Source organism: Leptothoe sp. ISB3NOV94-8A (genome assembly GCF_043421595.1).
GTDB lineage: Bacteria > Cyanobacteriota > Cyanobacteriia > Phormidesmidales > Phormidesmidaceae > Leptothoe > Leptothoe turfae.
In genome coordinates this window covers 2,754,885-2,780,883 of sequence record NZ_JAXSQW010000001.1, presented here as the reverse complement: position 1 = coordinate 2,780,883, position 25,999 = coordinate 2,754,885, and the positions used below count along the sequence as shown (strand labels likewise).

Here is a 25,999-nt window from a genome sequence, read left to right as displayed (position 1 = left end):
TGCCCCAATATATTAGGAAAGAATTGTCTTATCCAGGGGTTTTAATTACCGTTTCAACTCTCAAATTGGTCATACCTGAAACTTTTTGACTATCTTCTGGATTAAGACGGATTTTGACTTCTACCACCCTAGCATCTACATCAAAAGCGGGGTTAGTACTAAATACTTCTTGCTTACCAATTTGTAAGCCAATTTCATCGACAGTCCCCTGCAATGTGTAGGGGATAGCATCGCTCGTAATAGCTGCTTTCTGTCCTATATGGACTCGACTAATATCTGTTTCATAGACCTCAGCGATCGCATACATTTGCTGAGTTTGACCTAGCTCTAAAATGCCTTGATTGGAAATAATTTCACCTGGCCGGGTGCTAATTTTCAAGACCTGACCTGCTCTGGGTGCCCTGACATAGGCAAGCTCAAGCTCTGCCTGAGCTTGCTCAACACCAACCATTGCATCTGCTAATTCAGCCTGGGCAAGGGCAATATCCACGTCACGAACTTCAGAACTCTGGTCGAGGGTAGCTTGAGTTTCCGCTTTCTGGTATCGCATGGTGTTAATTGTTCTCTCAAGTTGTGCTTCTGCCTCTACTATTTGTTCTTGACCACTATTGATAATGCGGGTTAGTGTAGCTTCAGACTCAACTTCTTGCTTGTAAGCAATCTCTTTTTCTAAACACTTCAAGGCATGCTCAGACTCTGAAACTGCTCCTTGAGCATGTAAATGCTCAAACCGCGTACATTCGGCTTCAGCATTTATAAACTCTGCTGAAATCCGATCGTTAACTGCTTTTTGAGCTGCCATTTTTCCGGCTAAGTCTGCCTCTAATCGTTTAATGGTCGCTTGTTGGACAATAATTTGACCTTGCAGTTCAGCGTCTAAATTTTCCAGTTTAGCTGCCAATGCATTAATCTCTCCTTCTTTGGCTCCTGCTTCCACTTGCAAAAGCCTGGAGCGGGCTATGTTGACTCGGGCTTTAGCCTTCTTCAAAGCGGCTTTCAAGCGAGGTTCATTATCAAGAACTGCAACTATTTGACCCGCTTTAACGTGTTCTCCTTGAGACACTAGTAACTGATCAATCCGCGCTCCCTGAGGTGAAACAGCTCCTGATATATTGGTCACCTCATCTTCAGGTTTCAAAAAACCTAAGGCAGAGACTGACGCTGGTTCAGCATAGTCATTTAAAGCCCCCAAGGCAATCTGACTAGCCACATTGTCCTCCCGGCCAATGCCACTAATCAAAAAAGCACCAAGGGCCGATGCCATCGTCATACTTAACAACGCAATCATCCAAAGCTTAGGGTGTTGAGTGAGTTGCTTTCGGTAAGGTTTTGTAAAATTATTGTTGAAAATATGTTCGATGAAAGTCCGCATAGTGAAAACTCCGCTTGAGCAGATTGATGCAACTAAAGTTGCTTACACGTTGAAGCCGAGGTCCGAACGCTGCTGATCACGCACTTATGGGGCGAGTTGTCATGTCCATTGGCTTGAGAATGAGTTATTTTGTCAGCCTTAATAGAGTTCCCTAAGGCTGGCAGGTAAACCATTAGAGCCCAAAATAAAAGCGCCCCATTGACTCTTTCAGTAATCTCCACTACCTTCGGCAAGTTGTATGAGTAGATTTAATTTTGCGTAGGCATTTACCACAATTCTGAAGTACTAAAAGCAATGGCATTAGAATCCACCATTGTCGCCAATCAGCTAAGCCATTATTACGGTGCAGGACGTCTCCGCCGACAAATATTATTTGATATATACCTTGAGATTCAGGCGGGGGAGATTGTCATTATGACAGGACCTTCTGGATCTGGTAAAACGACATTACTCACCTTAATGGGCGGATTACGAACCGTTCAGGAAGGCAGTTTACAAGTCTTAGGGCAGGAAATGAGAGGGGTCAGTCATGGTCGTTTAGAGAAAATTCGTCGCCAAATTGGCTTCATTTTTCAGGACCATAATCTATTAAGCTCTCTAAACGCCATCAAAAATGTCGAAATGGCGGCAGCACTATATCCAATTTCAGCCAAGAGATCCAAAGCCCAAGCAAAAGCTGCGCTAGAGGCAGTGGGTTTAGGAAAACACCTATACTCACGCCCCGAGCAACTATCAGGAGGACAAAAGCAACGGGTTGCCATTGCTCGTGCATTGGTTAATAAACCTCAAGTCATTTTAGCCGATGAACCCACAGCCTCTCTCGATGGACACACAGGGCGTGAAGTTGTAGAACTGATGCAACAATTGGCAAAGCAGCAAGGTTGCACAATTATTTTAGTGACGCATGATAACCGTATTTTAGATATTGCTGATCGTATTATTAGTTTGGAAGATGGACGTTTGTCTATTTCTAAAGGTGAGTTTTTGCTTGGTTTAAGCAACCTGACGTCATTTATTTTAGAAACAGATGTTAATGCGATTAATAACCTAATCTCTCCTCTATCTGCATCTCAATTCTCTGATTTTCTAAATAAACTTAATCACGAATTAGAACAAGTCGTGAGTTCAATGAATCTGCTTAGGGATCAATCCTTTAACTCTAAGCTTCAAATTACTTTTCAGGCGATTTCATTAAAAATTGCTCAATTGCTTCAAGCTGAACAAGTCACCTTTTTTGTAGTTGATCATAGTCGCAAAATTTTGTGGTCAAAAAATGCGCGCGGCAAAGATGATCAGTTAATCAGTATTGAAATCCCTATAGATTCTGGCATTGCAGGATATGTGGCCACAACGGGAGAAATTTTGAATATTGAGGATCCCTACAATGATGCAAGATTTAATCCTCAAGTTGATCGTGATACGGGTTGTCTCACCCGGAATATCCTCTGTTTACCTATAGTAAATGACAAAAATGAGGTTTTTGCAGTAGTTCAAGCCTTAAATAAGATAGGCGATTCATCGTTTAATCATAACGATGAAGAACATTTCTTTGAGTTAACTCAGTCCCTCGGGTTTACGGTGAAATCTAGTATTTTATATACTCAAAAAATGTATCATTCAATGACTTCATCTAACCATACATCCAGATGAAACGAGGGAAAAAATATTATTTCACGCAGAGGTGGGACTCAAGGGAAATAATATTCTTACCATCAGGCAAACTCTATCGTGCTCGATATTTTTATCCTATGCTGAGGTGCGTGAGTTGTGATGGTCCCCTAAGCTGGAGCAGCTCCACATTTTACTCTTTTAGGGAAGCCCCATTTTTGTGATATGCCTTTGAAATGAGCGATGAACCTCAAAAAATGTTGTTGAAATGTATGGAATATCATATTTGTCGCATACACCTTTAACGATTGGGCTTATCTTTTTCAGTAAGCTTGGCTTAAAACTCGGAAATAAATGATGTTCTATGTGGTAATTAAAGTAGCCATAATGAAATTCGATAAAGGATAGTATCCAGTTAGTTGGATGCCAATTACCAGATGTTCTGACTTGAGTTTCAGCCCATGAAAACTTCTTATGATAAAGATTTATATTTTCATTTACTGCTAAAACATTATGGGTTTCTTCGTGATCATTGTAGAGCAAGATAAAAGCAAAAAATGAGTAAGATATCGAATATATGGTTAATAGAATCAGCGCATTCCAAATACTACTGATGTATCCACAATAAGCAATAAGTGAAAGAAAGACTAATTTGGCAAAAATATGGGCGATCACCTCATATTTATAACGCACAAACTCTCTATTTTTAATGAGCCAAATAGTGCCCATGGGAAAAACACGAAAATGATAAAATAAAATCCCTATCCAAAAATAAATATATTGATATTTGTGGTACTTACCATGCTTTACATACTTATGAATACGTATGGGGGCGTATTGATTAGTTTGATAATCTATGGATGAATGGGGTTGATTATGGTGGGTTTGATGAGAAATTTGCCATTCTAAACATGAGTATCCGCCCAAATCCATCAGATACAAAGCGACGAAATTTAGTAACTTATTTCTCGTGAAGCCAAAATGCGCAACCATATGGGACATACCAGCTGACACACAAACCATATGGAATCCCAGTAATGTCGCTGACAAGATTGAGGAATTTATCCAGGTGAAATATGATAAAAGTACAAATATACTGGAATAGTATAGAAGATAGAAAATTCCCTCATGTGCAGAGTAATGAGTCGATTCATCATTCTCTATCAAGTATTCATGGACCTTGGCTTTTAGCTCCAACCAAAATTCATCATTGCATAGTTTCTGATAAACGATTCTATCTAAATATTTGTTGTCATTATCTTTGTATAAGTAATCTTGGGTGACGTCAAGTTTGCCTACTAGTTTTATGTCATTTTTCTGTAAAAAATGCTCATTCTCCATGAGGTTTTCTACATTCGTGCGAACATGTGCAGACGAAAAAAAACCGCTACAATCTGTCCCTAAATTCCCTCTAAAGGTGTCACCAAAAGGGTGTTTGGGGATGAAATCCGTAATGTCGTAAACAAGCCCATTAATGGCAATCCACGCATCTGAATAAGTGGAATGTTTTTTTAATTCCTCATAACTAATGCAAGTTTCTTTCGGCAGAAACTTGCATTCATGTTTATGATTAATCATCTTGGCAATAGTTCTTTCAGTAAAAGGAGTATGCCCTAGATGGAGTATGCCCTAAACAACACAAATTGATTGATCAGTCCAAAATTCATGTAAGCATATCTTAATGATTAATCAGATTATGGTGTCAAAGGGCATCCACAAGGGAGTGCCCCTACAGGATTGTTCACTTTTAATGACGTTTACTCTTCAACCTTGGGGGCAACGAGTTCTTGCCCTGATTGATAAAGCGTCAGACCGCTAACGGTTTCTGCTGTTGACACATCGAACTGAATAAAAATATCGGCGATGCGGGCAAAGAACTGGGTCTCGGACGCAGGGTAAAGGGGAAAAGATTCTTGGCCTGTGGCCTGAGCGATCAGCTGTTCTTCTTCTACGCGAATGTCGAGCTGCATATTGGGTAACAGTTGGTAGGTACCGACATAGCGCTCATACACAGCGGGATCAACGGCAACCTCCTCAGGCTCTGTGGAAGCATCTGCCGTAACAGTGGCCACATCAACGGTTAAAGCTGTCAGCTGAGCCTCTACTTCTGTAGACATCTCCGGCTGATAGCGCCCACTCAGGTGCTCGGCGAAAAATCGTTCTAAGGCTGCCGTCATGGCTAGATTGTTAATCTCTTTCCGAAAACCATGGCCTTCATCGGGAGCTACCAGGTATTCGACAGGTCGGTCTAGATCTCGCAGGGCTACCACAATTTGATCGGACTCAGCCTGTTTAACGCGGGGATCGTTCGCGCCTTGAATCACCATCAGCGGTGACTGGATCTGATCAGCGGAAAATAAGGGTGACTGTGCTTCTAGCCGGTTGCGATCGCTTGGGTTATTGGGGTCACCCAAACGCAACGCAAAGGTAGCTTTTAGGGACGCCCAATAGGGGGGAATTGAGTTTAACAGGGTGATCAGGTTAGACGGCCCCACAATAGATGCACCGGCGGCATAAATATCAGGGGTAAAGGCTAATCCAGCCAGGGTGGCATACCCCCCGTAGGAGCCCCCCACAATCCCCACCCGTTCTGGATCGGCAATCCCGGCCTCAATCAGGTACTGCACACCATCGGTGATATCGTGCTGCATCGCCCCTGTTCCCCACTCGTTATTCCCCGCATTGAGAAACTCTTTGCCATACCCCGTGGAACCGCGAAAATTAGGCTGTAGCACCCCATAGCCACGATTAGCCAGAAACTGAACAAAGGTGTTATATCCCCATGTGTCCCTATCCCAAGGCCCTCCGTGGGGCAGCACCACCACCGGCAAGTTTACAGGCTCTACCCCCTGGGGCAGGGTTAGATAGGCGGGAATCTCCAGGCCATCGCGGGCGGTGTAGCGGATCGGCTGCATGGTGGCCATGTGCTCCCTTGGTAGCTCTGGCCGAACATCGTATAGTTTTTCCAATGATTGAGCATTGCGATCAAATAGGTAGGTTGACCCTGGATTGACATCGCTGTGGGCTGTGATCAGAACCAACTGATCATCCTCGGTCGCAGACTGCAACGAAACATCCACATCGGGCAGCTGTTGCTGCAGAAATGCCAAATCAGTGGCCACCTGATCGGTTTGCGGGTAGAGACGGGTGCGATCGCCAATGTAGTAAGTGGCGATCAGCTCGTCCGTGGCCTCTGAAAACAGGGCCCCCCCCAGGTCTACCTGGTTTTCAGGATCGATTTCTATAACTTGGGTTTGTTGGTTTTCAAGATTCAGCAGTTCCAACTGGATCAAGTTTTGATCGCGGTTGCTCATCAGATACACCTGTTGTCCATCTGGGTGAAATCGCAACGGAATACAGGTTTCTTCAATACGACAGGTATAGACAGGGGTTAATCCATTGTCGTCCACCGCTAAAATCTCAGTTCCTCGCTCCAGGGTCTGACGATACCCCAAACGCACATTACCAGCTAAATCCGTTGTCCAAGAGCCAATATTGTCATCGTTCTGGAGCAGTAACGTGCGTTCGCCTGTGGTTAAGTCCAAGCGATAGATATCATGGAACTGCGGATTGCGATCGTTAAGACCCACAATAATTTGATTAGGCGTTTGCTTAGGGACCGCATAAATTTGAGCCGCAATACCCTCAATGGGGGTCAAATTACGGGCTGTCGGAACAGTCTCATGCAACGAGCCGGGTTCAACCGCGTAAATGTGGAAATTCTCATTGCCCTCTTTATCTTGACCATAGAGAATGTAGCGGCCATCGGCACTCCAAAAGTAAACAATGATTGGGCTATCCGTATCCGCTGTCACCGGGCGAGCGGCCTCCATCGGCTCATCGATGCCCTTTACCCAAACATTGATCACCCCGTTTAAGGGCTTTTGAAACGCCAGAAACTGACCATCAGGAGATAGCTGTGCCCCTGTAATCTCTGGATTAGCAAAGAATAACTCTCGCTGAACTAACGGAGGTAAACCAGCTTGAGCTTCAGTGGCTGGTTGGGCAGTGGCTGACAACTGTAGGCTAGCCCCCCCCATAAAACCAACGGATATCACCATTAAACCTGCACCAAGCCAACGTTTTTGCATAACTGATAAATTCCTCTGGAGCTTCCTATGGTTCAAGCGTATCCAGGGTTTAATGTCACGACTATGGCGTCAGGTCATGGGGATAAATGACAATTGTCATGTCTTAGTACAGGTGTGCAAAGCAACAGAATCGGCTTTGCACTGAGGTCTGTCGGTATTGCCTATCCATTCATAAAGCTTGAGGCTATCTTGGGAACAGGCTGTGCAACCACAACATTTTATCGGCATCGGCAGTTCTTGAATACGTCCCTTGCGTCTCAGTTTTTGGAGCATTGGCTGGAGCGCATAACTATCCGTATGAAAGTGCAGCGCTAGATCCGCCATGGAGACTGTGTGTTTTTGAGCAATGTAAGTCTGGATATCCTTGAGCATTGTGAGGTTCGATTCATATGAGACGTAGTTTGTTTAAGACCACTAGAGGGAGCGATAGATGACTCCATCGCTCCCTCTGTCGTTTACTGACCCTCAAGGGTAAGTCGTCGTCGCCGTTTGGTTCGTGAAGAGAGTCCCATGATCACTATGGTTGCGATCGCAACAACTCCCAATCCCACAATCCAGGCCAACGCACTACGGGGATGTTGGCTAAAGGTCATGACCTGGTAATAGGCTACGGCGGTCCAATAGGCTAACCCCGTGGTCCAGAGACCCACAAACGCGGTCCATCCAGCATTGGTTTCCCGATATACAGCTCCCATGGCTGCAACACAGGGGAAGTACATCAACACAAATAATAGATAGGCAAAGGCGGCCACCCGACCGTCAAACCGCAGCACCATTTGACCAAAGGTGGTGTAGGCCACCTCTTGTTCGTCGGCTGCTACCTCAAGGCTACTAACATCACCGACCGCCAGACCTAGAGGGTCTAAAAAGGTACCGGAAAGATCAGCCAGATTGGCGGGAATAGTGGCAAAAGCCTCTCCGATATTCCCCCAGAAATCAAACGATTCAGTTTCAACCTCTATCCCAGAGGCCATGGCCGCATCATTGCCTAGCTGGCCATAGAGAGAATCCAGGGTGCCAACAACCGCCTCTTTGGCAAACACCCCGGTAAAAATACCAACGGTGGCAGGCCAGTTATCTTGGCTAATGCCCATGGGGGCAAAGACTGGCGTGATGCCCTGACTCAGGGAACTGAGCACCGAGTTTTCGCTGTCTTCATTGCCAAAGGAACCATCAACACCAACGGTGTTTAACAGACTCAGCACCATCACCATAATCACGATTACTTTTCCTGCCCGCAGGATAAAGCTTTTGAGTCGTTCCCAGGCTCGCAGTAGCACCCCTTTGAATGTGGGCACATGATAGGTGGGCAGCTCCATCACAAATGGATTGGCCTCTCCCTTAAGCAGGGTGTATTTCATGATCAGCCCAGTGATGATCGCCATGGCCATCCCCACCAGGTACAGCAAAAACACAATATTCTGCCCAGCCCTGGGGAAAAAGGCAGCGGCAAATAGGGCATACACCGGCAGTCGTGCGCCGCAGGACATAAACGGATTCATTAAAATAGTGAGGATGCGATCGCGGCGACTCTCCAAGGTGCGCGTGGCCATAATCGCAGGCACATTACAGCCAAATCCCACTAACATGGGCACAAACGATTTACCCGGTAGCCCAACAAATCGCATAAAGCGATCCATCACAAATGCAGCCCGTGCCATGTAGCCGCTGTCTTCTAGAAATGCTAAGCATAAAAACAAACAGCCAATCACTGGGATAAAGGTGGCCACCGTTTGAATGCCCCCTCCCATGCCGTCTGCCAATACAACCTGGACCACTTCCGGCATACCAATAGCGGCTAATAAATGGCCCAGCCCGTCAACAAACACGGTGCCAAAGAGAATGTCAAAAAAGTCGATAAATGCGCTACCAACATTGATAGCCACCATAAACAACAGATACATCACCCCCAGGAAAATAGGGATGCCTAGCCAGCGGTTTAACACCACTTGGTCAATCTTATCGGAGGTCGTAACACCAAGATTTTGCGGCTGGCTAACCACATCACCCACTAACCGATGGACATAGCTATAGCGCCCATCGGCCACCACAATATCAATATCTTCGCCTAACACCTGATGGATACGGTGACGATGCTCTGACACCCGCTGTAGAACAGCTGAAGAGATATTCGGCACAGCCGCGTCATCATATTCCAAAAGTTTTAGGACCGACCAACGCCCATGGGACTCTACCATGGGCAGCAGCTCCGTCACCGCCGATTCGATCAAGGACGGGTAAACCACCTGGGACTCAGGCAAGTATGGGGAGGTGAGAAAGGTATCTAAACAACGGCGCAGGTCATCTATGCCCTGTTCTTTAGAGGCCACCATGGGGATTACTGGACAGCCCAACCGCTGTGACAGCAGGGTAGCATTTACCTGGGCACCCTGGTCTGACGCCACATCCGTCATATTTAATGCGACTATCAACGGTAGCCCCATTTCCAAAATTTGTGTTGTCAGATAAAGGTTACGCTCCAGGTTTGAGCTATCTAAAATATTGACGACAACCTGGGCTTGCTCCGAGAGCAAATAGTTACAGGCAATTGTTTCATCGATAGAGTTACCATCATCACTGGTGTCGATGGCGTAAATACCTGGCAGGTCAACCACATTGATGGTCTTCCCACCATATTGATAGCACCCTTCTTTGCGATCTACAGTCACCCCTGGCCAATTACCCACATGCTGGTTGGCTCCAGTTAGGGCGTTAAACAAAGTTGTTTTGCCACAGTTTGGGTTTCCCAATAGGGCAATGGTCAAGTTATCCATGGCGTTCCTCCTCCACCTCAATGACTTCGACTTGTAGAACAGCTGCTTCTCCTTTACGCAGGCTCAGATGCATCCCTCGCACATTAATTTCCATGGGGTCTCCCATCGGAGCCTGGCGAACAACCACAAACTGGGCACCCGGTGTTAATCCCATAGACAGGAGCTTGCCGCGATAGGTTTGGCTGCCAGGCTGATAGCCTAGAACACGCCCTGACTGCCCCACCTTTAAATCACTTAACGTTAAACTAGCGATCTCTGACGTCATGTCATTCTCTCCATTAATTGACTGTGTGGGCTGCCGAGATACAGCCCCGTTAGTTGTGTTTGCCGTTGTCACCATGACCCGGTGGGCCATACCAGCCCCCAAACCAATCCGACATCCTTGCAGGGCAACAACTACTGATCCACTGCCTGTTCGACTTGCGACGGTAATTTCCTTTCCTGGCACAATCCCCACCTCTGTTAGGCGACGAACCATCGATTGCCCTCCGTTAAGTTGGGCAATCCACACCCGATCCCCCACCGTAGCCATGGCAAGTGGCAAACGGGAGCCATGACCAGGCTCAGACATCTCGGTGTCTGAAGGAGGCTCTTGCAAATCAGCTGTGCCACCGATATAGGTAACATTCCAGCCGTTATTAGTGTTATGGATACTGTCAGACATCACTCTGCTGGCTGAGGGTAACAATTAAACTGTTTTAACTAACACGAGATTGTCTTATTAGGTCCTAAAGGTCCGTGCCCTTGAAATCTAGTAATGACCACCTTGTTTTGGGGATGATTATTAGCGTTAACAGGCAGGTGCAGCGAACAAAAACGAGAAGCATTCTTAATAAGTAGCAGAGATTTCCTAGGTACTTTTACTACTATGGCATACTTTAACAAACCCTTGCAAAACACTATACTTATGTGACTAGATGTTACTCAGGATGTTGTTTTCCTTAAGATACCAGTGTTTTATAGGGAGCATTGACATGTGCCCTTGTGGTGTATCCTCAATACTTCTCAGGTGATCTGACGGCCAGTCATCTCTTTTGTAAATGTGAATTAATGTCAGCAAATTTGGAATAGTATCTAAAATTAACGGGTCATTTTTGGTCAGGGGTTTTACAAAAAAAAGCCCGCATCATGCGGGCCAATGGTTAGCTAAAGCAATAAATGTCTTTAGTGACTGAGCTTAATCAAGAGCTTGTCAACAGCTTAAATAGCGATGGGCACAAACTGATCACACGCCATGACAGGAGAATCTAGCGAACCATTTAGGGCACAATCTGACTTGTCACAGAAATAACAGTTGGCCTGCCGATAGCTATTGCAAAACTGTACTGGATACTCTGCAGCACCAGCCATAGGACAATTGCGACTTAAACAGGCGGTGCAGTTGGCTTGCCGGGGTGCAGTTTGTGTGGGTGAAACTCTCTCAACAGTTGCATGGGCCATTATTCAATCTCCTTAGCGAAGCTAACGTTAGATAGCTGTTTTGTTGCGTTTGAGCTATCTCCTATACAGTAGCGCCAGATGCACCATGGCGCAGCAGACGCCATTAAACAATAGCTAGTAGTTAATGGCAAATAGAATTCATCTCTAACCCATTAAAAGGTGACAAAACACTGGTCAACCTCTTTTCGTTCTTACTTTAGGAAAAAAGTAAAAAATATCTTGTTCAACGTTCTTGCAACTAGCATCTGATAACTTGTTACAATTCTTTATGCATGGTCTGTCTCCGCATTGTATTTATGGGGAACAACAGATAATCCTTCACACAAGAAAAGCCCGCATAGTGCGGGCTAATGGTTAGCTAAAGCAATAAATGTCTTTAGTGACTGAGCTTAATCAAGAGCTTGCCAACAGCTTAAATAGCGATGGGCACAAACTGATCACACGCCATGACAGGAGAATCTAGCGAGCCATTTAGGGCACAATCTGACTTGTCACAGAAATAACAGTTGGCCTGCCGGTAGCTATTGCAAAACTGTACTGGATACTCTGCAGCACCAGCCATAGGACAATTGCGACTTAAACAGGCGGTGCAGTTGGCTTGCCGGGGTGCAGTTTGTGTGGGTGAAACTCTCTTAACAGTTGCATGGGCCATTATTCAATCTCCTTAGCGAAGCTAACGTTAGATAGCTGTTTTGTTGCGTTTGAGCTATCTCCTACACAGTAGCGCCTGCTGCACCATGGCGCAGCAGGCACCGTTAAACAATAGCTAGTAATTAATGGCAACTAGCCTAAACACCTGAGATGTTCCACTGCGTAGTCTGCTCTTGTTGTTCTAAATTTAGGCAACAAAGAAAACCAATAGGGTTCAACGTTCTTGCAACTAGTAACTGATAACTTTTTGCACTTCTTTACATATAGCCTGTCTCCGCATTCTGTCTCCGCATTCTGTTTCCGCACTGTATTTAGAGGGAACAACCTGTAGCCCATGGAGAGTTGGGTAGCCCTGGCCAGGGTTGACAAGAAAAAGCTGTCTAGTGAGAGGAGAACAAAGACAGCTTAAAGGCATTATTTCTGGCTTATGTTGAGCAGACTTGACATTCCCCCTGAGACGTTCGCATCTAAAAAAAGTGGAGACCACAAGATGACGCAGATGTAGTCTCCCGGACGAATCCCTACTTAATTGACTTTCATTTGCAATTAAGCTCCTGTTTTATCGAGTATATATCAAAATCAAGTTATTGAGAAAGATTCTTTTTAATTTAAAGAAGATAGTAAACGGCCACCTGATAAAGCGTTACTAGTATGGGCTCTGAATGGATATTTTTCTTTATGTAATTAAATATACTTGACATCTATTGTCATTAATAGAATGATTCTTCTAAGTAATTACCCGTATTTATTGCTCATTTTTAATGGGCTTAATTGCAAGTAGTATGGCGGACATGGGTTCAGTTCGTTCGAAAGCACATCTAACCAAGGCATGGCCAGTGCCTCATCGGCGACGCTACAAGGTAGTGCTGGTGAGTTTAATGCTGATCTTAGGGCTGTTGTTAGCGATCGCAATATCCCTATCCTTCGGCTCGGTTGCTCTGACGCAGCCAGAGGTGTGGGCCGCCCTCAACAGGGAAGGTAGCAGCATTAACCAAACCATCGTCTGGGACCTGCGACTGCCCAGGGTGCTGATGGCCATTGTGGTCGGTTCAGCCCTGGGCATGGCTGGCGCATTACTCCAGGGCATGTTGCGCAATGGACTGGCTAGCCCCTTTTTGCTGGGGATCTCCTCTGGTGCTGGGTTAGCCGCTGTGCTGATCGTGGGCCTTAATATCTGGGATATTTGGTTGCCGTTGGGGGCCTGGCTGGGATCGGTGATCGCCATGGCCATTGTGTTTGGCCTGGCTAGAACCAAGGGGGAAATCTCAGTGGAGCGGCTGATTCTGGGGGGGGTTGCCGCCAGTACATTATTTGCCGCGTTACAAACCATGCTGCTATTGCTATCTGCGGACGGTCGGGTGCAGGCGGCACTGACCTGGTTGACCGGCAGCCTCAATGGCCGTGGCTGGCAAGAATTAATCATTGTCAGCCCTAGTTTAGTGGTGGGTTTGCTGGCGGGGTGCCTATTGGCACGCCAGGTAAACCTGTTAAGCCTGGGGGATGATTTAGCTGTTGGACTGGGGTCGTCATTGATGCGATCTCGACTGCTGATTGGCGCAGTTGCCACCCTACTCACCGCAGGAGCCGTCAGCATTGCCGGGTTAGTGGGCTTTGTCGGTTTACTGGTACCCCACGGTGTTCGACTATTGGTGGGCAACGATTACCGATTAGTGCTTCCCTTCTCTGCCATTGGGGGTGCCCTGGTGCTTTGCAGCGCCGATTTGCTAGCCCGACTAGGCCCCATTGAACTACCGGTGGGTATTGTCACCTCCATTATGGGAGCCCCTGTATTTATGTGGCTGCTGTATCGTCGTAGTGGAGCTATTACAAGGGGTTAGCCATGGTTTTAGAGGCACAGGGTCTACAGGGCGGCTATGGCAACAAAGCGATTATTGAACAGGTAAATTTAACCCTGCATCAAGGCGAATGGCTCAGCATTCTGGGGGCCAACGGCTCTGGTAAATCCACCCTGCTGCGATTGTTTGGTCGTATTCTCTCCCCTCAACAGGGCTCTATTTTGCTCAGCGGTCACGATATTCAAAATCTGTCGCCCACAGCAGTGGCTCGCAAGCTGGCCTTATTGCCCCAACAGCAGATTTTGCCAGCGGGTCTCAGCGTCTATCAGCTGGTGAGTCTGGGCCGCTCGCCCCACCAGCCCTGGTGGCAGTGGGATCTCACCAGCCGTGACCATAAACACATCGACCAGGCCCTGATCTGGACTGACATGGACCAGTATCGCCACGAACCCGTTGCCAATTTGTCTGGCGGTCAACGACAGCGAGCCTTTTTAGCCCTGGCCCTGGCCCAGCAACCCAGGGTATTGCTGCTGGATGAACCCACCACCTATTTAGATATCCACTATCAGCTACAGCTTTTAGAGTTACTCAAGCAGCTCAATCAACAAGAACAGCTAGCTATCATCACCGTATTGCACGACATTAATCTGGCGGCTCGCTACAGCGATCGGCTGGCCTTTATGCGCCAGGGCAAGCTGTGGGCCATTGGCTCAGTCCATGACACCCTCACCCCCGACATTGTGACCCAGGCATTTGATGTGGATGTGGCCATTTTAGACACCCCCGTCGGCCCACAGATTTGTCCCCTGGCAGCAACCTCACACACCCCACCCAGCAAAACCACCGAACTAGCCTCAAACGCCATTAATTAAGGTCAACCAGGCTCACGGTCTTTGCTTCTCGGTTTATTGCTTAGCTTTTCAATCAATTCCTTCTTCTGAAATGAACCCTATGCGCTTATTGAGATTTTTTCTTTTTAATATCCCTTTTTTTGCCATTCTAATAGCTCTCAATAGCACTACCCAAGCTAGTAATAGATGTGACTATTTAGCCACCTCAGAAAACGCTGAATCTTTTTGTAGACAAGCAGTTAAGTCCCCATTGACAACCACGTCAGAGGCGACATTTATAGCTCAGGGAGAATCGTCAGAGGAGTCAGAAGAATCGGAAGAACTTATCGATAACGATGATGATGGTCTGCTGCGCATTACCGTCACAGGCACCCGCACACCCCGAACGATTCAGACAGCGCCTGCCACGGTCACAGTGATTGACGCCGATGATGTCAATCGTCGCCTGATTCGCGATATTTCTGACCTGATTCGTTATGAGCCTGGGGTATCAGTCGGCAACAATCTCCAGTTTGGCCTCCAAGACTTTAATATTCGCGGTATCGATGGCAATCGCATCCTAATTCAGGTGGATGATATTCGATTGCCCTCAGCTTTCCAATTTGGGGATGCCGTCACCGTTGGCCAGGGGTTTAATTTAGGCCGAGATTATTTTGATACGGAAATTCTTCGTACAGCTGAAATTCTGCGGGGGCCAGCCTCCACCCTGTATGGCAGTGATGCGTTAGGTGGAACAGTCAGCTATTTTACCCTGGACCCCACCGAGCTGATTGAAGCCGTCGGTCGTGACTCAGCTGCCACGGCTTCAACCAATTTTGATAGCCGCAACACTGGATTTACCAGCACATTTGTGCAGATCAATCGCTTTGAAAATATTGACACGCTGTTGGCCTATTCTCGCCGTGATGGTTCTGAAGCTGAAAACCTGGGTGATGACCAAGATAGCCAACGCAACAGCCTACTGGGCAAACTGGTTTATAACCTGGATGAAAGCAGCGCCGTCGACTTTACGGTGGAGGTGTTTGATAACGACGTCGACACCACCACATCGGCTGAAAATTTGCCTTTGATTACAGGTACAACCACACGATTTGAAGAGGAAGTCGATACGACTCGCACCCGGTTAAGTTTGGCCTATAACTATGACAATACCGAAAGTCGCTCTTTTCTGGATTTTGCTCGGGCTCGCCTTTATTTTCAAGACTCTCGCACCCAAGAAGAGAACGAGCGGGAGCTGTTGGGATTTGACTTTAGAACATTTCAGCGATTTCCAACATTGCGAGTGAGTGAAAACCGCTTTGTGGATCAGGTGTTTGGCGGTGATGTGCAACTGCGCAGTGACTTTGACTGGGGGAAGACCGACCACCGTCTAACCTACGGTGTGGATATTTCTAACACCTTTAATGCCCGTCCCCGGGAGCGCGTTCAAACCAACCTGATTACGGGGGATACCACCCAAAATGCTATTCCTGACGATTTTCCCACCCGGGACTATCCCAACTCAGATACCTTCAGGGTGGGAGTTTATCTCCAGGATGAAATTGAGTTTGGCGATGGCACCTTTAGCGTTATTCCCGGCCTACGTTATGACTATTACGATCTGAACATTTCCATTGACGAAGACTTTGAGCGTAATGGGGCAACGGCAACGGACTTTAGCGATAGTTCATTCTCTCCCACCCTGGCCCTGGTCTATCAGCCAACGGATACCCTCAGCTTTTACGGTCGCTATGCGCGCGGTTTTCGAGCACCGCAGTATGACGAGATCAACAGCGGTTTTACCAATCAAATATTTGGCTACCGTACGGAGCCCAACCCTGACCTGGAGGCAGAGACCAGCAACAGTTTTGAAGTGGGCATGCGGGGAAATTTTTCGAAATTTAACGTTAGCTTGGCCGGTTTCTATAATCGGTACAACGACTTTATTGACAACCAGTTGGTGGATACCGAATTTAGCGGCGGTCGCCCCCTATTGGTCTTTCAAAACGTCAACATTGATGATGTAGAGACCTATGGTGTAGAAGCAAAAGCAGAGTATCAATTTACCCCAGGTCAGGGAGGATTTAGTTTACTCGGAGCCCTATCCTGGACTGAGGGCAACAATCTTACCTCTGATGAACCGCTATCTACTGTAGACCCGATTGAGGCCGTCTTAGGATTGCGCTATAGCTCGCCCAATCAGCGCTGGGGTGCAGAATTGGTCAGTACCTTTGTGGGTGAAGCCAGGGGGGAAGGGTTTGAACCCGAGGCCGACCAGGATCCCTTCGTCCCCGATGCTTACTCAGTGTTTGATCTGATTGGCTATTATCAAATCAATCCTAATCTGACCTTTAATTTAGGATTGTTCAATTTATTTGACACGGACTACGAGCGCTATTCTGACGTGCGCTTTTTAGATAGCAATGACAGTTTATTTAATTTAAGGCGGGCTCGTTTTGAGCAGCCAGGGTTAAACCTTCAGGCTGGTGTGACCTGGCAGTTTTGAGCCAGGGTAGCAATGTACCAGGTACCTGGGCATGCTGCCTGAGGCAACAATCATTCATTGGTGTATTAGGAGAAGAGACATGAGCGAAAAAACTATGGGACAGCGGTGGAGACGATGGGGGGTGTTTGCGATCGCCCCCATCCTCATGGGTCTTGCCTCCTGCGGCCCCAGCGCTTCCCCCCCATCCAACACCCCGACCCCCGAGACCACCGCCTCTCCTGAAACCACCGCCCCAACAATCCCAACAATTGTTGCCCTCACCTCCATCAGTGCCGACATTGTCCATAGCTTAGCCGCCGATAGCCTGGTGGGCATTCCCGGTAGTCCGTTGCTCAGTAACGATCCCCGTTTTGAAGGATTAACCACCGTGAGCAGCGGTCGCACCGAGCCCGACCTGGAAAAAATTGTGGCATTAAAACCCGACCTGGTGATTGGCGCTACCGGATTCCATGACCGAACCCTGGAGCGGCTTACGGATCTAGACATCAATGTGTTATCCGTCGACATTAAAGGGTGGGATAGCCTTAAAGCAATGACCCAGGGCTTAGCCACCCAGCTGAATGCAGATCCTACAGCGCTGCTGGAACGCTACGATGCTTGCCTGGCCAAGGCTGATGCTAGCGGCCCCACAGCCATTGTGCTCGCCAGTCGAGAACCGTTGTTATCCCCCAAAAGTGAAAGCTGGGCTGGGGACTTTCTACAACAGTTTAATGTTCAGAATCTGACCGCTGACTTGCCTGGTCAAAGCGAATTTCAGGGCTACATTACCCTATCCCCAGAGAAGATCTTAGAACTGAACCCACAGCAGCTATTGTTTATTGATGCTGGCGGCGGACTTGACAAAGAGATTGCCCAACTGAAAACCGATCCATTCTGGAGTCAGCTAACAGCGGTGCAGTCAGATCAGGTATACCCCTTTAATTACCACGGCTTGATTAATCCAGGCAGTGTTCAAAGTATTGAACAGGTGTGCGACAGCTTGGGTTAACGCTCCATAGCCTCCATACTTGGGGTTGGTAGGGCTGATTCTCTGTAGCAGCCCTGGGTAAGTGTGTACCTACATCTAGCCACACCGATTGTTAACCTAATATTAAACTGGTTAACCTTGCGTTAAACTAATCCTTACCAAAGCAGGCAAACGCAGCGGCTATGTGATCTTGCTTCACTGTTTGCTGCCGTTTGTCAATGCTGACAGATGTAGGAGCGCAAGCTTAACGTGAAACTTTCTGTATCCTCGAGCACGTCCGACTTGTCTAAGGACAAATCCCATACTGGGTGGCTGTTAAAAATTCTCTTAACAATCAACACCCTGGTGGTTGTGCTGGCGGTATGGACCGGTATCAATAAAGGCAATGTACGCGCTTATTTTGATGAGGAGAGTTTTATTACCTCCCTATCAACCGCGTATCTGATAGCCATTGCCCTCCTATCCATGGGAGTGTATATCAGACGCTCTAGAAAAAATTGGAGTTGGCGTTCCCCTGCCTTCGTGTGGTTGATCATCGCTATGGGGTTTGTCTTTTTGGCCACCGATGAGCATATGGAGATTCACGAACGGTTCGATATCTGGCTCCACGGTATTTTAGGCATCGAGGAAAATGCGATTACCGACCGCATTGATGATGTCATTGTCGGTCTATACGGTATGGCTGCCGCTGGCTTAGTCTATCGCTATCGTGCTGAGATGAAACGCTACAGAAATGTGCTGCCGCTGTTGCTGACTGGTTTTGCCTTTCTTTTCGCGATGGTCTTTTTAGATCTGTTGACCAATCGACCCGATATTCTAGCTTTCCTACTGGGTATGGATATGGGCTTGATTATGCAAACTGCGCTTGGGGTCCTTGAAGAATTTTGTAAACTGACCGCATGCACCGTATTTGTAGGCAGCCTGTATCAGGCGTTTAGAACTGCAAAACCCCTAGCCATTGATCCAGCCTAGGTGTCAGTGGTACATAAAGACCTGTCTAATAACAATTCCCGCAAATTCAGCCATGGACTCCCGGCGTCACATGCTTTGATACCAAAGACTGCCATTATTCAAAACTCAAAACTGGCACCAGTGCTTATAGCTGACGCTCAAGGTTTAACATCCGCCGATAGGCCAGCCAGCCAGCCACCACCATCGCCAGGGCAAAAATGCTAAGGAAGGCAATGTGTTCGTTTGCCGGTTCTGCAGCCATGACCAGCGTGAGGGCTTCCGTCATGTGAAAAATTGGATTAAACCGTGCTAGCTGTAAAAGGGAGTCGGGAAAAATCGAGGTGGGCATAAAGGCTCCACCCATAATCAGTAACGGTACACCAAATGCAGCCACTAGGGCGTTGACATCTTCAGTGCGGCGAGCAAACTGGGTGCCAAGGATAAAGCCCACCCCCACATAGGCCAGAATGCTCAGCAGGATAATCAGCATCGCCAGGGGCCAGGAACCGGGAAAGGTGGCCCCCAGGGTAAGTGCGATCGCAAACACCAACAACGCCTGGCCTACACCAATGGCACTGTGGGCCAAAACAATTCCCAAGAAATAAGACACTCCCCGCAGTGGCGATAAAAACAGCCGTTTGAGGGTATTTTGCTCGCGCTCCGCAACAACGGTCGCAACACTTCCCCCCAGGCAACTAAAAAACAGAGCAGCCCCCACTAGGGTAGGTGGAGCAACGACCTCCAACGCATCAGCCAAATCTAACTGAGCCCGTTCTGTCGTAATGACCCCATTTAGCAATAACAACAATGTGGGGAAAATAGCCCAGAAAATCAGGCTGCGTCGCCGTCGCACCAGCTCTAACAAAATTCGCTGCGCGACCGCCAGAATTTCCTGCCAATATCGGGTAATTTGAGCCATCAGATAGGCCATAAATGGTTCACCGCTGTAGTGCTTTATGGTTTAAGATTTGTACCGAAAATGATTTATATCAGGTTTGGGTAGGGTTTCGCTAGATCTGTAAGCTTAGCCAACAGTCTGTAGTTGATATTCCGAAACGCAGCAATGCCAACAGTAGTTTTATAGGTATTTATTTAAAGGCTGATTACCATGCTCACCTGTCAATAGACTAAATGCACTCATCAGACTAAATGCACTCATCGGCAATCCATAGGAGCTGATGTATCCGTAGCTGTTTAGGGACTCTATCACCAAAAATCGGCTAATCCAGTTTGTGATTCAGCTCTTTTAACAAATTTTCCCTCTAATACTAGTCTTCCATAACCAATTACCGAGTATTTCCCTTTTTAATGAATCCATTCCCTGAGACCTGGCAAACCCCTGATATTTCACGACGGAGTGCACTTAAATTATTAGGCGTTGGAGCCGTTGGCGGCACCCTAGGCTACACCCGTTTTGCCAAACCTCAACCGACGCTACATCAAGTTGACCGCCTCGATTTACCTCAAACGGTGGGGCGCGCCACAAAAGCTATTATTGTCGGTGGCGGCTTAGCGGGTTTAGCCACTGCCTATGAGCTGAGTAAGCGCGGCATGGCCGTCACCCTGCTAGAGCGTTCTCCCCAACTCGGGGGTAAAATTGCCAGCTGGCCGATCCAAGTTGGCGATCATGAACTCCGTATGGAACACGGGTTTCATGGCTTCTTTCCCCAGTATTACAATCTGTTTAGCCTGGTGGATGAGCTCAAGGCTCAGGACAACTTTCAGTCGCTCAACTTTTACGCCGTCCTCTATAAAAATGGCTACAAGCCTGAGGCGTTTTACCCCAGTAATGCCGCTTTTCCCTGGAACATTGTGGACCTGGCGGTTTCCTCAGAAAACCGGCTGAAATGGGGTATCAACCTCACCAAGCTCAAACATTTGGAAGTCTTTCGGGAGATTACTAGCTTTCGGATGCCCCAAACCTATGAGCGCCTGGACCATCTGTCGGTGGAGGAGTGGGGCCAGGGACAGTTTCCTAAAGGTTTATACGACCTCTATTTCCTACCTTTTGCTAAGTCTAGCCTGAATTCACCGGATGTGCTCAGCGCCGGGGAGCTGATGCAGTTTTTCCACTTCTACTTTTTTGGCAACCCCGAGGGTTTGGCCTTTAATGGCACCTGTGAGGACATGGGTCGTTGCCTGGTGGATCCATTGAGTCATGCCATTGAAACCAATGGTGGTCAAATCCTCACCGGGGTAACGGTTAGCCAGATTAATTGGGCCGATGGCAAAATCGCTAGCGTCGATTACCAAAAAGGAAACATCGCGGTGAATCCGGTACCCTTTTGGTGCGATCGCAACCCTCTCCTCAGCACCGATACCACCGAATATTTTGGCGCAGGCGACCGACTCTTTGTTGTCGACGCCAACAGCGATCAGGCCATATCGCTCACCTGTACCCACCAAGGCTGTAGTGTCCACAAAGAAGTTGCGGCCAACGGCGATGGCTTTGTGTGTCCCTGCCACGGTGCCACCTATGCTGGTGACGGTCAGGTAATGAGCGGTCCGGCCCAAGAGAATTTAGCCCAGTTTAAGGTACTCAAACGAGAGAACAATCGCATTCAACTGATGGCCGCTAACCCCGTCAAAAATGCGGAGGGTCTGGCCGACAGTTTGGAGGCCGACTACTTTATTTTTGCCGCCGATATTCCCGGCATCAAAAATCTCTTTGCCCTCTCCCAGGGAGAGCCCAATTCCACGGTGATGGCTCAGATTAGTCAGCTACAGGTGGCCGATCCCTTTGCGGTGGGGCGTTTCTGGCTAGACCGTGACTTTGAATGGGAGCACAGCTGGTTTACCTCTCTTTCTGGCTATGATCTGACCGATAGCATCACCCTTTACCATAAGGTACAAGGAGACTACACCCAATGGGCGGCAGAGACCGGCGGCAGCGTTGTAGAACTGCATGCCTATTGCTACAAAGAGAAAGAGTTTCCCACACAGCAAGCTTTATTAGACACCTTTAAGAGAGAACTTTGGGAGATTGTTCCAGACTTAGAAGGAGCCAACATTTTGCACCAGGAGCTGGTCAACCAAAAGAACTTTGCCGGGTTCCCACCGGGCAGCTATCCCAACCGTCCCAGCAGTGCCACGGCTGTTCCCAACCTCCTGTTTGCTGGCGACTGGGTTAAAATGCCATTTCCCTGCGGTTTAATGGAACGAGCCGTCAGCAGTGGCTTACTCGCCGCCAATGAAGTATTACATAGGGAAGGCAGTGCTCGCCGTCCGCTCATGTCGGTCAATCCCGAAGGTGTATTTAAGGTATAAATCAGGCTCCTATTACCCATGGACTCTCTCTCCTCCCCCGCTTCCTTGATCTCTCCGGCTGTCTCTACGCCATCTCCCCCGCCCATCGACTCTATTCGCCGCGCCCCCATTAACCTCAACCATTGGTATGTGGTGGCCCAAAGCAGTGAACTCACTGATCAGCCCTTGGGAGTGGTGCTATGGCATCAGCCCATAGTGCTGTATCGAGATCGCAACCAGGTGATCCATGCGTTAGAAGACCGCTGCCCCCATCGGCAGGTACGTCTGAGCCACGGTCAGGTCCATGGCAATCAGCTGGAGTGCGTTTACCATGGCTGGCAGTTTAATGGCGCAGGAGCCTGTGTGGAGGTGCCCTACTTAAGCGCTAAACAAAAGCTGCCCAGCTGTCGTCTACGCACCTACCCAGTCAAAGAACAGGATGGCTTTATCTGGCTATTTCCAGGGGACGCAGATCAGGCAGACACCTTAGCTCCCATGGGATTACCTGAATGGGATCACATTAATTACATTGCCTCCTATACCACCATCGACACCCCGTCCCATTTCTCATTTCTCATCGAGAATCTGATGGATATGTACCATGGACGACTGCATGATAATTTACAGGCCTGGGCAAATCCAGTACTGCGTGACATTGAAACCAGCCCAACTCGGGTAGACGCCCATTACGACGCCGAGAGTTATTACAAGATCGACAAGATTTATTCTGTCGGCCAGCTGTTTATCCCAGCCATGCGCAAGCTACGCCCCACCAATTTGGATGTTAGCTATGTCTATCCCCACTGGCAATCGGTTCTAGGTAACGATTTTAAGATTTACTGTCTCTTTTGCCCGGTGAGTGAAACCCAAACCAAGGCGTATCTGGTGCATTTTGTTTCCCTAGGAGCCTTTCATCGGTTACATAAACTACCCATGGGCTTTCGTCGCTTTGTTAAAAATAGTCTGTTTAATGCAGCCCGTGGCCTACTGGCTGGTCTGGTGGTGCAGGATGTCCTCATGATGGAAGATGAGCAACGCGCCTTTGAAGCCATGCCCCATCGCAAAGGTCCAGAGTTTAACCAGACGATTGTTAAGGTACAACAGCTGATTGATTATCAGGCCCAACAATCGTAGGAACCAAGCTCGAATAAGGTGTCTATGTCCTGAAGAACGAATGTCGGTGCGCCCTTACATAGGAGTCTGTTTAAGACTGCTACATGGTTTCCTGTTGCTGTTGCTGTTGCTGCTGAGATTTTAGTTTTGACTGGACATGCCGGACAAACTGTCTGATGCCGATAGCCATAAATCGGCCTGCTGTTTCTAGCATATCCAAATCTTCTTCATCCCACATATTAGGTGTCGGATGTCCCAGGGCAACCACACCACTTTGTTTATGGTGATGAATTGGAGCCGCAATTAAACACTTGGCCGTGGGTAGCTGTGAGTCAAACCGTTGGCTGTGGCTAATATCTTGATAACGAACGGGACGGCTTTCTCGAATGGACTTGCCACAGATGCCATCGGTAAGATGTACTCCCCAGCCTTTACCCATGGCCTCTCCAGCTGCAACAACAACTTTATAGCTATCGTTATCCACCTGGAATGCGATCGCAACCCCCGTTGCTCCAAAAACCTCCAGCAACACCTTGGCCGATTCTTCTAGAAACGGCATCAACCGTTGCGCAGAGATGGCCGAAAGAGCCTGCAACGTTTGCAACCGCGACCACCGTCGTTGGCTCAGCTCATTAATGCCCTCTATCTGATTTACCATACTGCTGTTCATTTCAGAAATATGGAAATTTTGCCGGGCATAGTCTCGATCACGGATCGGCTGGTACGGTTGCTCCATCATCTGGGAAGTCAGCAAAGCCACACGCTCCACCACCTCCACATCGTAGGACCAGACCGCATCAAAGCGCCGGCTCTTGGTCACCGGATCTTGCCCATCCACCTCACGAGCCACCAGGGTGGCCCAAAAAGTAGGCGTATTTACCAATAAAAACCATTCCTGAGCTAACGATGAAGCTGGGGCCAATTCAAGAAATTCTAGACCTGAAATTGCAGGGGGCTCACAGTCTGGAATGCCAAAAACATAAACTCGACGACAAACGGTCCCTAAGCGGCTATAGCGACGTAATTGCTCGGGAAAATGAGAAAACCGCTGAAACCCTGCAAAAAAATCAGCCGTAATCTGATGGTTAATTACCTGATCTTCAATCTGATGACTAATCAGATTCATAACCGGAATGCTATTTACTCGTCGCAGCGATTCATACTGATTTTCGATGGAGAGAAATAAAGAAATGCCCATGTGTAATACGCCCTAACTGGCATTCCATAACAGAACAACAACGTTGCTATTCCCATGGAAGCCAGATCCCGAAATAACGCTAAATTAAGCAACCACATCAATAAGCATTGACTCTCATCAATGCTTATTGATGTGGTTGCTTTTACTAATTAAACTATAGAAATCAAGCGATGTTGGAGCGTGCACATTATCTCGTTACGTATCGAAATAGAATGTCCGGCATTCCGGCAGATCTCTCAATATAGACGCCTATTTTCACCATTAATTTACCCCTTCTGCTCCATGCTTGCTGTCCCATGGGGAAACTGCCCCAGCCAACAACCCAGTATTCTTAACACCAGACAGAATGCCAGAAGGTTGGGTTTAATACCATCATGATATCTTGACAAGGCATCAGATTTTACAAACGACCTGGTGTGTGCATATCTGTATTCAGTGCAGCTGCTAAATGAAAGAGGAGTCGATATCAGTGACCTATTGTTTAGGCATATCCGTCAAAGAAGGATTAGTATTAGCAGCTGATTCTCGCACCAATGCTGGTGTGGATTATATTTCGTCTTACCAAAAGTTGTTTGACTTCTCGATTCCGCGAGAGCGGGTGATTGTGGCCTGTGTGTCTGGCAATTTGTCGGTTACCCAGGCGGTGATTCATCAGTTGGGTCAGGATATTAAAAACGGGGCCAAGGACTCGCTACATACTATCCCCACCATGTATGAAGTGGCCCGCTACATTGGGTATGAAATTCGTAAAATTCAAGATGAGGATCGCACCTGGCTAGATCAGGATGGCATCAAGTTTCAGTGTAATTTTTTGGTGGGCGGGCAGTTGCCAGGGGAAGCACCGGAGATCTATCTGGTCTATAGCCAGGGTAACTGTATTAAAACCACACCGGAAACGCCGTTTTTGCAGATTGGGGAGACAAAATATGGTAAGCCGATTTTGGATCGAGCGTTAACCCATGGGTCGTCGTTGGATGCGATCGCAAAATGCGCCCTTCTTTCCATTGATTCCACCATGCGCTCCAATATTTCCGTCGGTCCGCCCATCAACATGGTTCTGTACGAAGCCGACAGCTTTGAAATACGTCATCGGGTCCAGCTCCAGTCCAGCGACCCCTATTTAGCGAAGATTCGCAAATATTGGGAAGGCACCCTGCGGGAAGCCACCAATAATATGCCCACCCCCGAATGGAATCGCGTTTCCATCGATGCCGAGCCCGACTTTTCCATTGAATAACCTAAAAACTAAGCCCGGCCATAACGCGATCAATGGAGACTGTAACAACAATAGATAACTACAGTGATACATTGTCGAGTAGTTGTACTATAATTTCAACATACGCAATTACTACATTGTTCACCGTTTCCCTGTTTATCTCCTCAGCTCTGACCAGGGGGGATAAAGAACCGTTTTTACACGCACTTTTTTGCACGCACTTTAAAGAGAAAAATGCTT

Annotated in this window: 19 protein-coding genes; 9 read left to right on the top strand and 10 right to left on the bottom strand. The window is 47.7% G+C overall.

Annotation, left to right across the window (positions count from 1 at the left end; all coding sequences use genetic code 11):
- Positions 1-28: 28 nt before the first annotated feature.
- Positions 29-1,372: an HlyD family secretion protein gene (locus SPB21_RS12035; protein ID WP_499866667.1), complete on the bottom strand. Its 1,344-nt coding sequence runs from the start codon at positions 1,370-1,372 to the stop codon at positions 29-31.
- Between the two features lie 294 nt (positions 1,373-1,666).
- On the opposite strand from SPB21_RS12035, the gene SPB21_RS12030 reads away from it, so the two are divergent.
- Positions 1,667-3,022: an ATP-binding cassette domain-containing protein gene (locus SPB21_RS12030; RefSeq protein WP_499866665.1), complete on the top strand. Its 1,356-nt coding sequence runs from the start codon at positions 1,667-1,669 to the stop codon at positions 3,020-3,022.
- 159 nt (positions 3,023-3,181) lie between these two features.
- On the opposite strand, the gene SPB21_RS12025 is transcribed toward SPB21_RS12030, so the two are convergent.
- The 7 genes from SPB21_RS12025 to SPB21_RS11995 all read right to left on the bottom strand — a co-directional run bounded on the left by SPB21_RS12025 (position 3,182) and on the right by SPB21_RS11995 (position 11,937).
- A complete protein-coding gene (locus tag SPB21_RS12025; protein WP_499059784.1) occupies positions 3,182-4,558 on the bottom strand; it encodes a fatty acid desaturase in 1,377 nt (458 codons plus the stop codon).
- A gap of 179 nt (positions 4,559-4,737) precedes the next feature.
- Positions 4,738-7,071, bottom strand: a complete 2,334-nt coding sequence (locus SPB21_RS12020) for an alpha/beta fold hydrolase (RefSeq protein WP_499866664.1) — start codon at positions 7,069-7,071, stop codon at positions 4,738-4,740.
- Positions 7,072-7,167: 96 nt separating this feature from the next.
- Positions 7,168-7,443, bottom strand: coding sequence for a FeoC-like transcriptional regulator (locus SPB21_RS12015; RefSeq protein ID WP_163667118.1), 276 nt, complete (start codon positions 7,441-7,443; stop codon positions 7,168-7,170).
- An 83-nt stretch (positions 7,444-7,526) separates the two neighbouring features.
- Entirely contained in the window at positions 7,527-9,845 is a 2,319-nt protein-coding gene (feoB, locus tag SPB21_RS12010; RefSeq protein WP_499866662.1) for a Fe(2+) transporter permease subunit FeoB, read from the bottom strand.
- The gene (locus SPB21_RS12005) at positions 9,838-10,509 is read right to left on the bottom strand and encodes a FeoA family protein (RefSeq protein ID WP_163667113.1); all 672 of its coding nucleotides are present in this window, start codon (positions 10,507-10,509) and stop codon (positions 9,838-9,840) included. The genes feoB and SPB21_RS12005 overlap by 8 nt, the downstream gene beginning before the upstream one ends.
- A 536-nt stretch (positions 10,510-11,045) precedes the next feature.
- A complete protein-coding gene (locus tag SPB21_RS12000; RefSeq protein ID WP_499866661.1) occupies positions 11,046-11,285 on the bottom strand; it encodes a hypothetical protein in 240 nt (79 codons plus the stop codon).
- 412 nt (positions 11,286-11,697) lie between these two features.
- Complete coding sequence (locus SPB21_RS11995) at positions 11,698-11,937, bottom strand: hypothetical protein (protein ID WP_006514548.1); 240 nt, start codon at positions 11,935-11,937, stop codon at positions 11,698-11,700.
- Between the two features lie 790 nt (positions 11,938-12,727).
- On the opposite strand from SPB21_RS11995, the gene SPB21_RS11990 reads away from it, so the two are divergent.
- From SPB21_RS11990 to SPB21_RS11970, 5 genes are all read left to right on the top strand, one after another.
- Positions 12,728-13,774 carry a FecCD family ABC transporter permease gene (locus tag SPB21_RS11990; RefSeq protein WP_499866660.1) on the top strand — a complete coding sequence of 349 codons (1,047 nt, stop codon included), beginning with the start codon at positions 12,728-12,730 and terminating at the stop codon, positions 13,772-13,774.
- A 2-nt stretch (positions 13,775-13,776) separates the two neighbouring features.
- Positions 13,777-14,604 (top strand): ABC transporter ATP-binding protein, encoded by an 828-nt coding sequence (locus SPB21_RS11985; RefSeq protein WP_499866659.1) that lies wholly within the window; start codon positions 13,777-13,779, stop codon positions 14,602-14,604.
- Between the two features lie 229 nt (positions 14,605-14,833).
- Entirely contained in the window at positions 14,834-17,068 is a 2,235-nt protein-coding gene (locus tag SPB21_RS11980) for a TonB-dependent hemoglobin/transferrin/lactoferrin family receptor (RefSeq protein ID WP_499866658.1), read from the top strand.
- A 79-nt stretch (positions 17,069-17,147) separates the two neighbouring features.
- Positions 17,148-18,056 (top strand): ABC transporter substrate-binding protein, encoded by a 909-nt coding sequence (locus SPB21_RS11975; protein WP_499866657.1) that lies wholly within the window; start codon positions 17,148-17,150, stop codon positions 18,054-18,056.
- 261 nt (positions 18,057-18,317) lie between these two features.
- Positions 18,318-19,007, top strand: coding sequence for a DUF8692 domain-containing protein (locus tag SPB21_RS11970; RefSeq protein WP_499866656.1), 690 nt, complete (start codon positions 18,318-18,320; stop codon positions 19,005-19,007).
- A gap of 124 nt (positions 19,008-19,131) precedes the next feature.
- Here SPB21_RS11970 and SPB21_RS11965 read toward each other — a convergent pair whose 3' ends face one another.
- Positions 19,132-19,917: an ABC transporter permease gene (locus SPB21_RS11965; protein ID WP_163666224.1), complete on the bottom strand. Its 786-nt coding sequence runs from the start codon at positions 19,915-19,917 to the stop codon at positions 19,132-19,134.
- Between the two features lie 377 nt (positions 19,918-20,294).
- Between SPB21_RS11965 and SPB21_RS11960 the strand changes: the two genes are divergently transcribed.
- Together SPB21_RS11960 and SPB21_RS11955 are read left to right on the top strand one after the other, a co-directional pair.
- Positions 20,295-22,253, top strand: a complete 1,959-nt coding sequence (locus SPB21_RS11960) for an FAD-dependent oxidoreductase (RefSeq protein ID WP_163666222.1) — start codon at positions 20,295-20,297, stop codon at positions 22,251-22,253.
- A gap of 18 nt (positions 22,254-22,271) precedes the next feature.
- Positions 22,272-23,366 carry an aromatic ring-hydroxylating dioxygenase subunit alpha gene (locus SPB21_RS11955; protein WP_250565024.1) on the top strand — a complete coding sequence of 365 codons (1,095 nt, stop codon included), beginning with the start codon at positions 22,272-22,274 and terminating at the stop codon, positions 23,364-23,366.
- 79 nt (positions 23,367-23,445) lie between these two features.
- Here SPB21_RS11955 and SPB21_RS11950 read toward each other — a convergent pair whose 3' ends face one another.
- A complete protein-coding gene (locus SPB21_RS11950) occupies positions 23,446-24,543 on the bottom strand; it encodes a DICT sensory domain-containing protein (protein WP_499866654.1) in 1,098 nt (365 codons plus the stop codon).
- Positions 24,544-25,012: 469 nt separating this feature from the next.
- Here SPB21_RS11950 and SPB21_RS11945 point away from each other — a divergent pair, with 469 nt between their 5' ends.
- Positions 25,013-25,780, top strand: a complete 768-nt coding sequence (locus tag SPB21_RS11945; RefSeq protein WP_163671718.1) for a proteasome-type protease — start codon at positions 25,013-25,015, stop codon at positions 25,778-25,780.
- Positions 25,781-25,999 lie beyond the last annotated feature (219 nt).

Excerpts from the sequence above, each read along its gene's own strand:
- SPB21_RS12030 (WP_499866665.1), top strand. The coding sequence starts at position 1,667 with ATGGCATTAGAATCCACCATTGTCGCCAATCAGCTAAGCCATTATTAC.
- SPB21_RS12005 (WP_163667113.1), bottom strand. The coding sequence starts at position 10,509 with ATGTCTGACAGTATCCATAACACTAATAACGGCTGGAATGTTACCTAT.
- SPB21_RS11990 (WP_499866660.1), top strand. The coding sequence starts at position 12,728 with ATGGGTTCAGTTCGTTCGAAAGCACATCTAACCAAGGCATGGCCAGTG.
- SPB21_RS12015 (WP_163667118.1), bottom strand. The coding sequence starts at position 7,443 with ATGCTCAAGGATATCCAGACTTACATTGCTCAAAAACACACAGTCTCC.
- feoB (WP_499866662.1), bottom strand. The coding sequence starts at position 9,845 with ATGGATAACTTGACCATTGCCCTATTGGGAAACCCAAACTGTGGCAAA.
- SPB21_RS12035 (WP_499866667.1), bottom strand. The coding sequence starts at position 1,372 with ATGCGGACTTTCATCGAACATATTTTCAACAATAATTTTACAAAACCT.
- SPB21_RS11965 (WP_163666224.1), bottom strand. The coding sequence starts at position 19,917 with ATGGCCTATCTGATGGCTCAAATTACCCGATATTGGCAGGAAATTCTG.
- SPB21_RS11950 (WP_499866654.1), bottom strand. The coding sequence starts at position 24,543 with ATGGGCATTTCTTTATTTCTCTCCATCGAAAATCAGTATGAATCGCTG.
- SPB21_RS11960 (WP_163666222.1), top strand. The coding sequence starts at position 20,295 with ATGAATCCATTCCCTGAGACCTGGCAAACCCCTGATATTTCACGACGG.
- SPB21_RS11975 (WP_499866657.1), top strand. The coding sequence starts at position 17,148 with ATGAGCGAAAAAACTATGGGACAGCGGTGGAGACGATGGGGGGTGTTT.
- SPB21_RS11985 (WP_499866659.1), top strand. The coding sequence starts at position 13,777 with ATGGTTTTAGAGGCACAGGGTCTACAGGGCGGCTATGGCAACAAAGCG.
- SPB21_RS12000 (WP_499866661.1), bottom strand. The coding sequence starts at position 11,285 with ATGGCCCATGCAACTGTTGAGAGAGTTTCACCCACACAAACTGCACCC.
- SPB21_RS11955 (WP_250565024.1), top strand. The coding sequence starts at position 22,272 with ATGGACTCTCTCTCCTCCCCCGCTTCCTTGATCTCTCCGGCTGTCTCT.
- SPB21_RS12025 (WP_499059784.1), bottom strand. The coding sequence starts at position 4,558 with ATGATTAATCATAAACATGAATGCAAGTTTCTGCCGAAAGAAACTTGC.
- SPB21_RS11995 (WP_006514548.1), bottom strand. The coding sequence starts at position 11,937 with ATGGCCCATGCAACTGTTAAGAGAGTTTCACCCACACAAACTGCACCC.
- SPB21_RS12020 (WP_499866664.1), bottom strand. The coding sequence starts at position 7,071 with ATGCAAAAACGTTGGCTTGGTGCAGGTTTAATGGTGATATCCGTTGGT.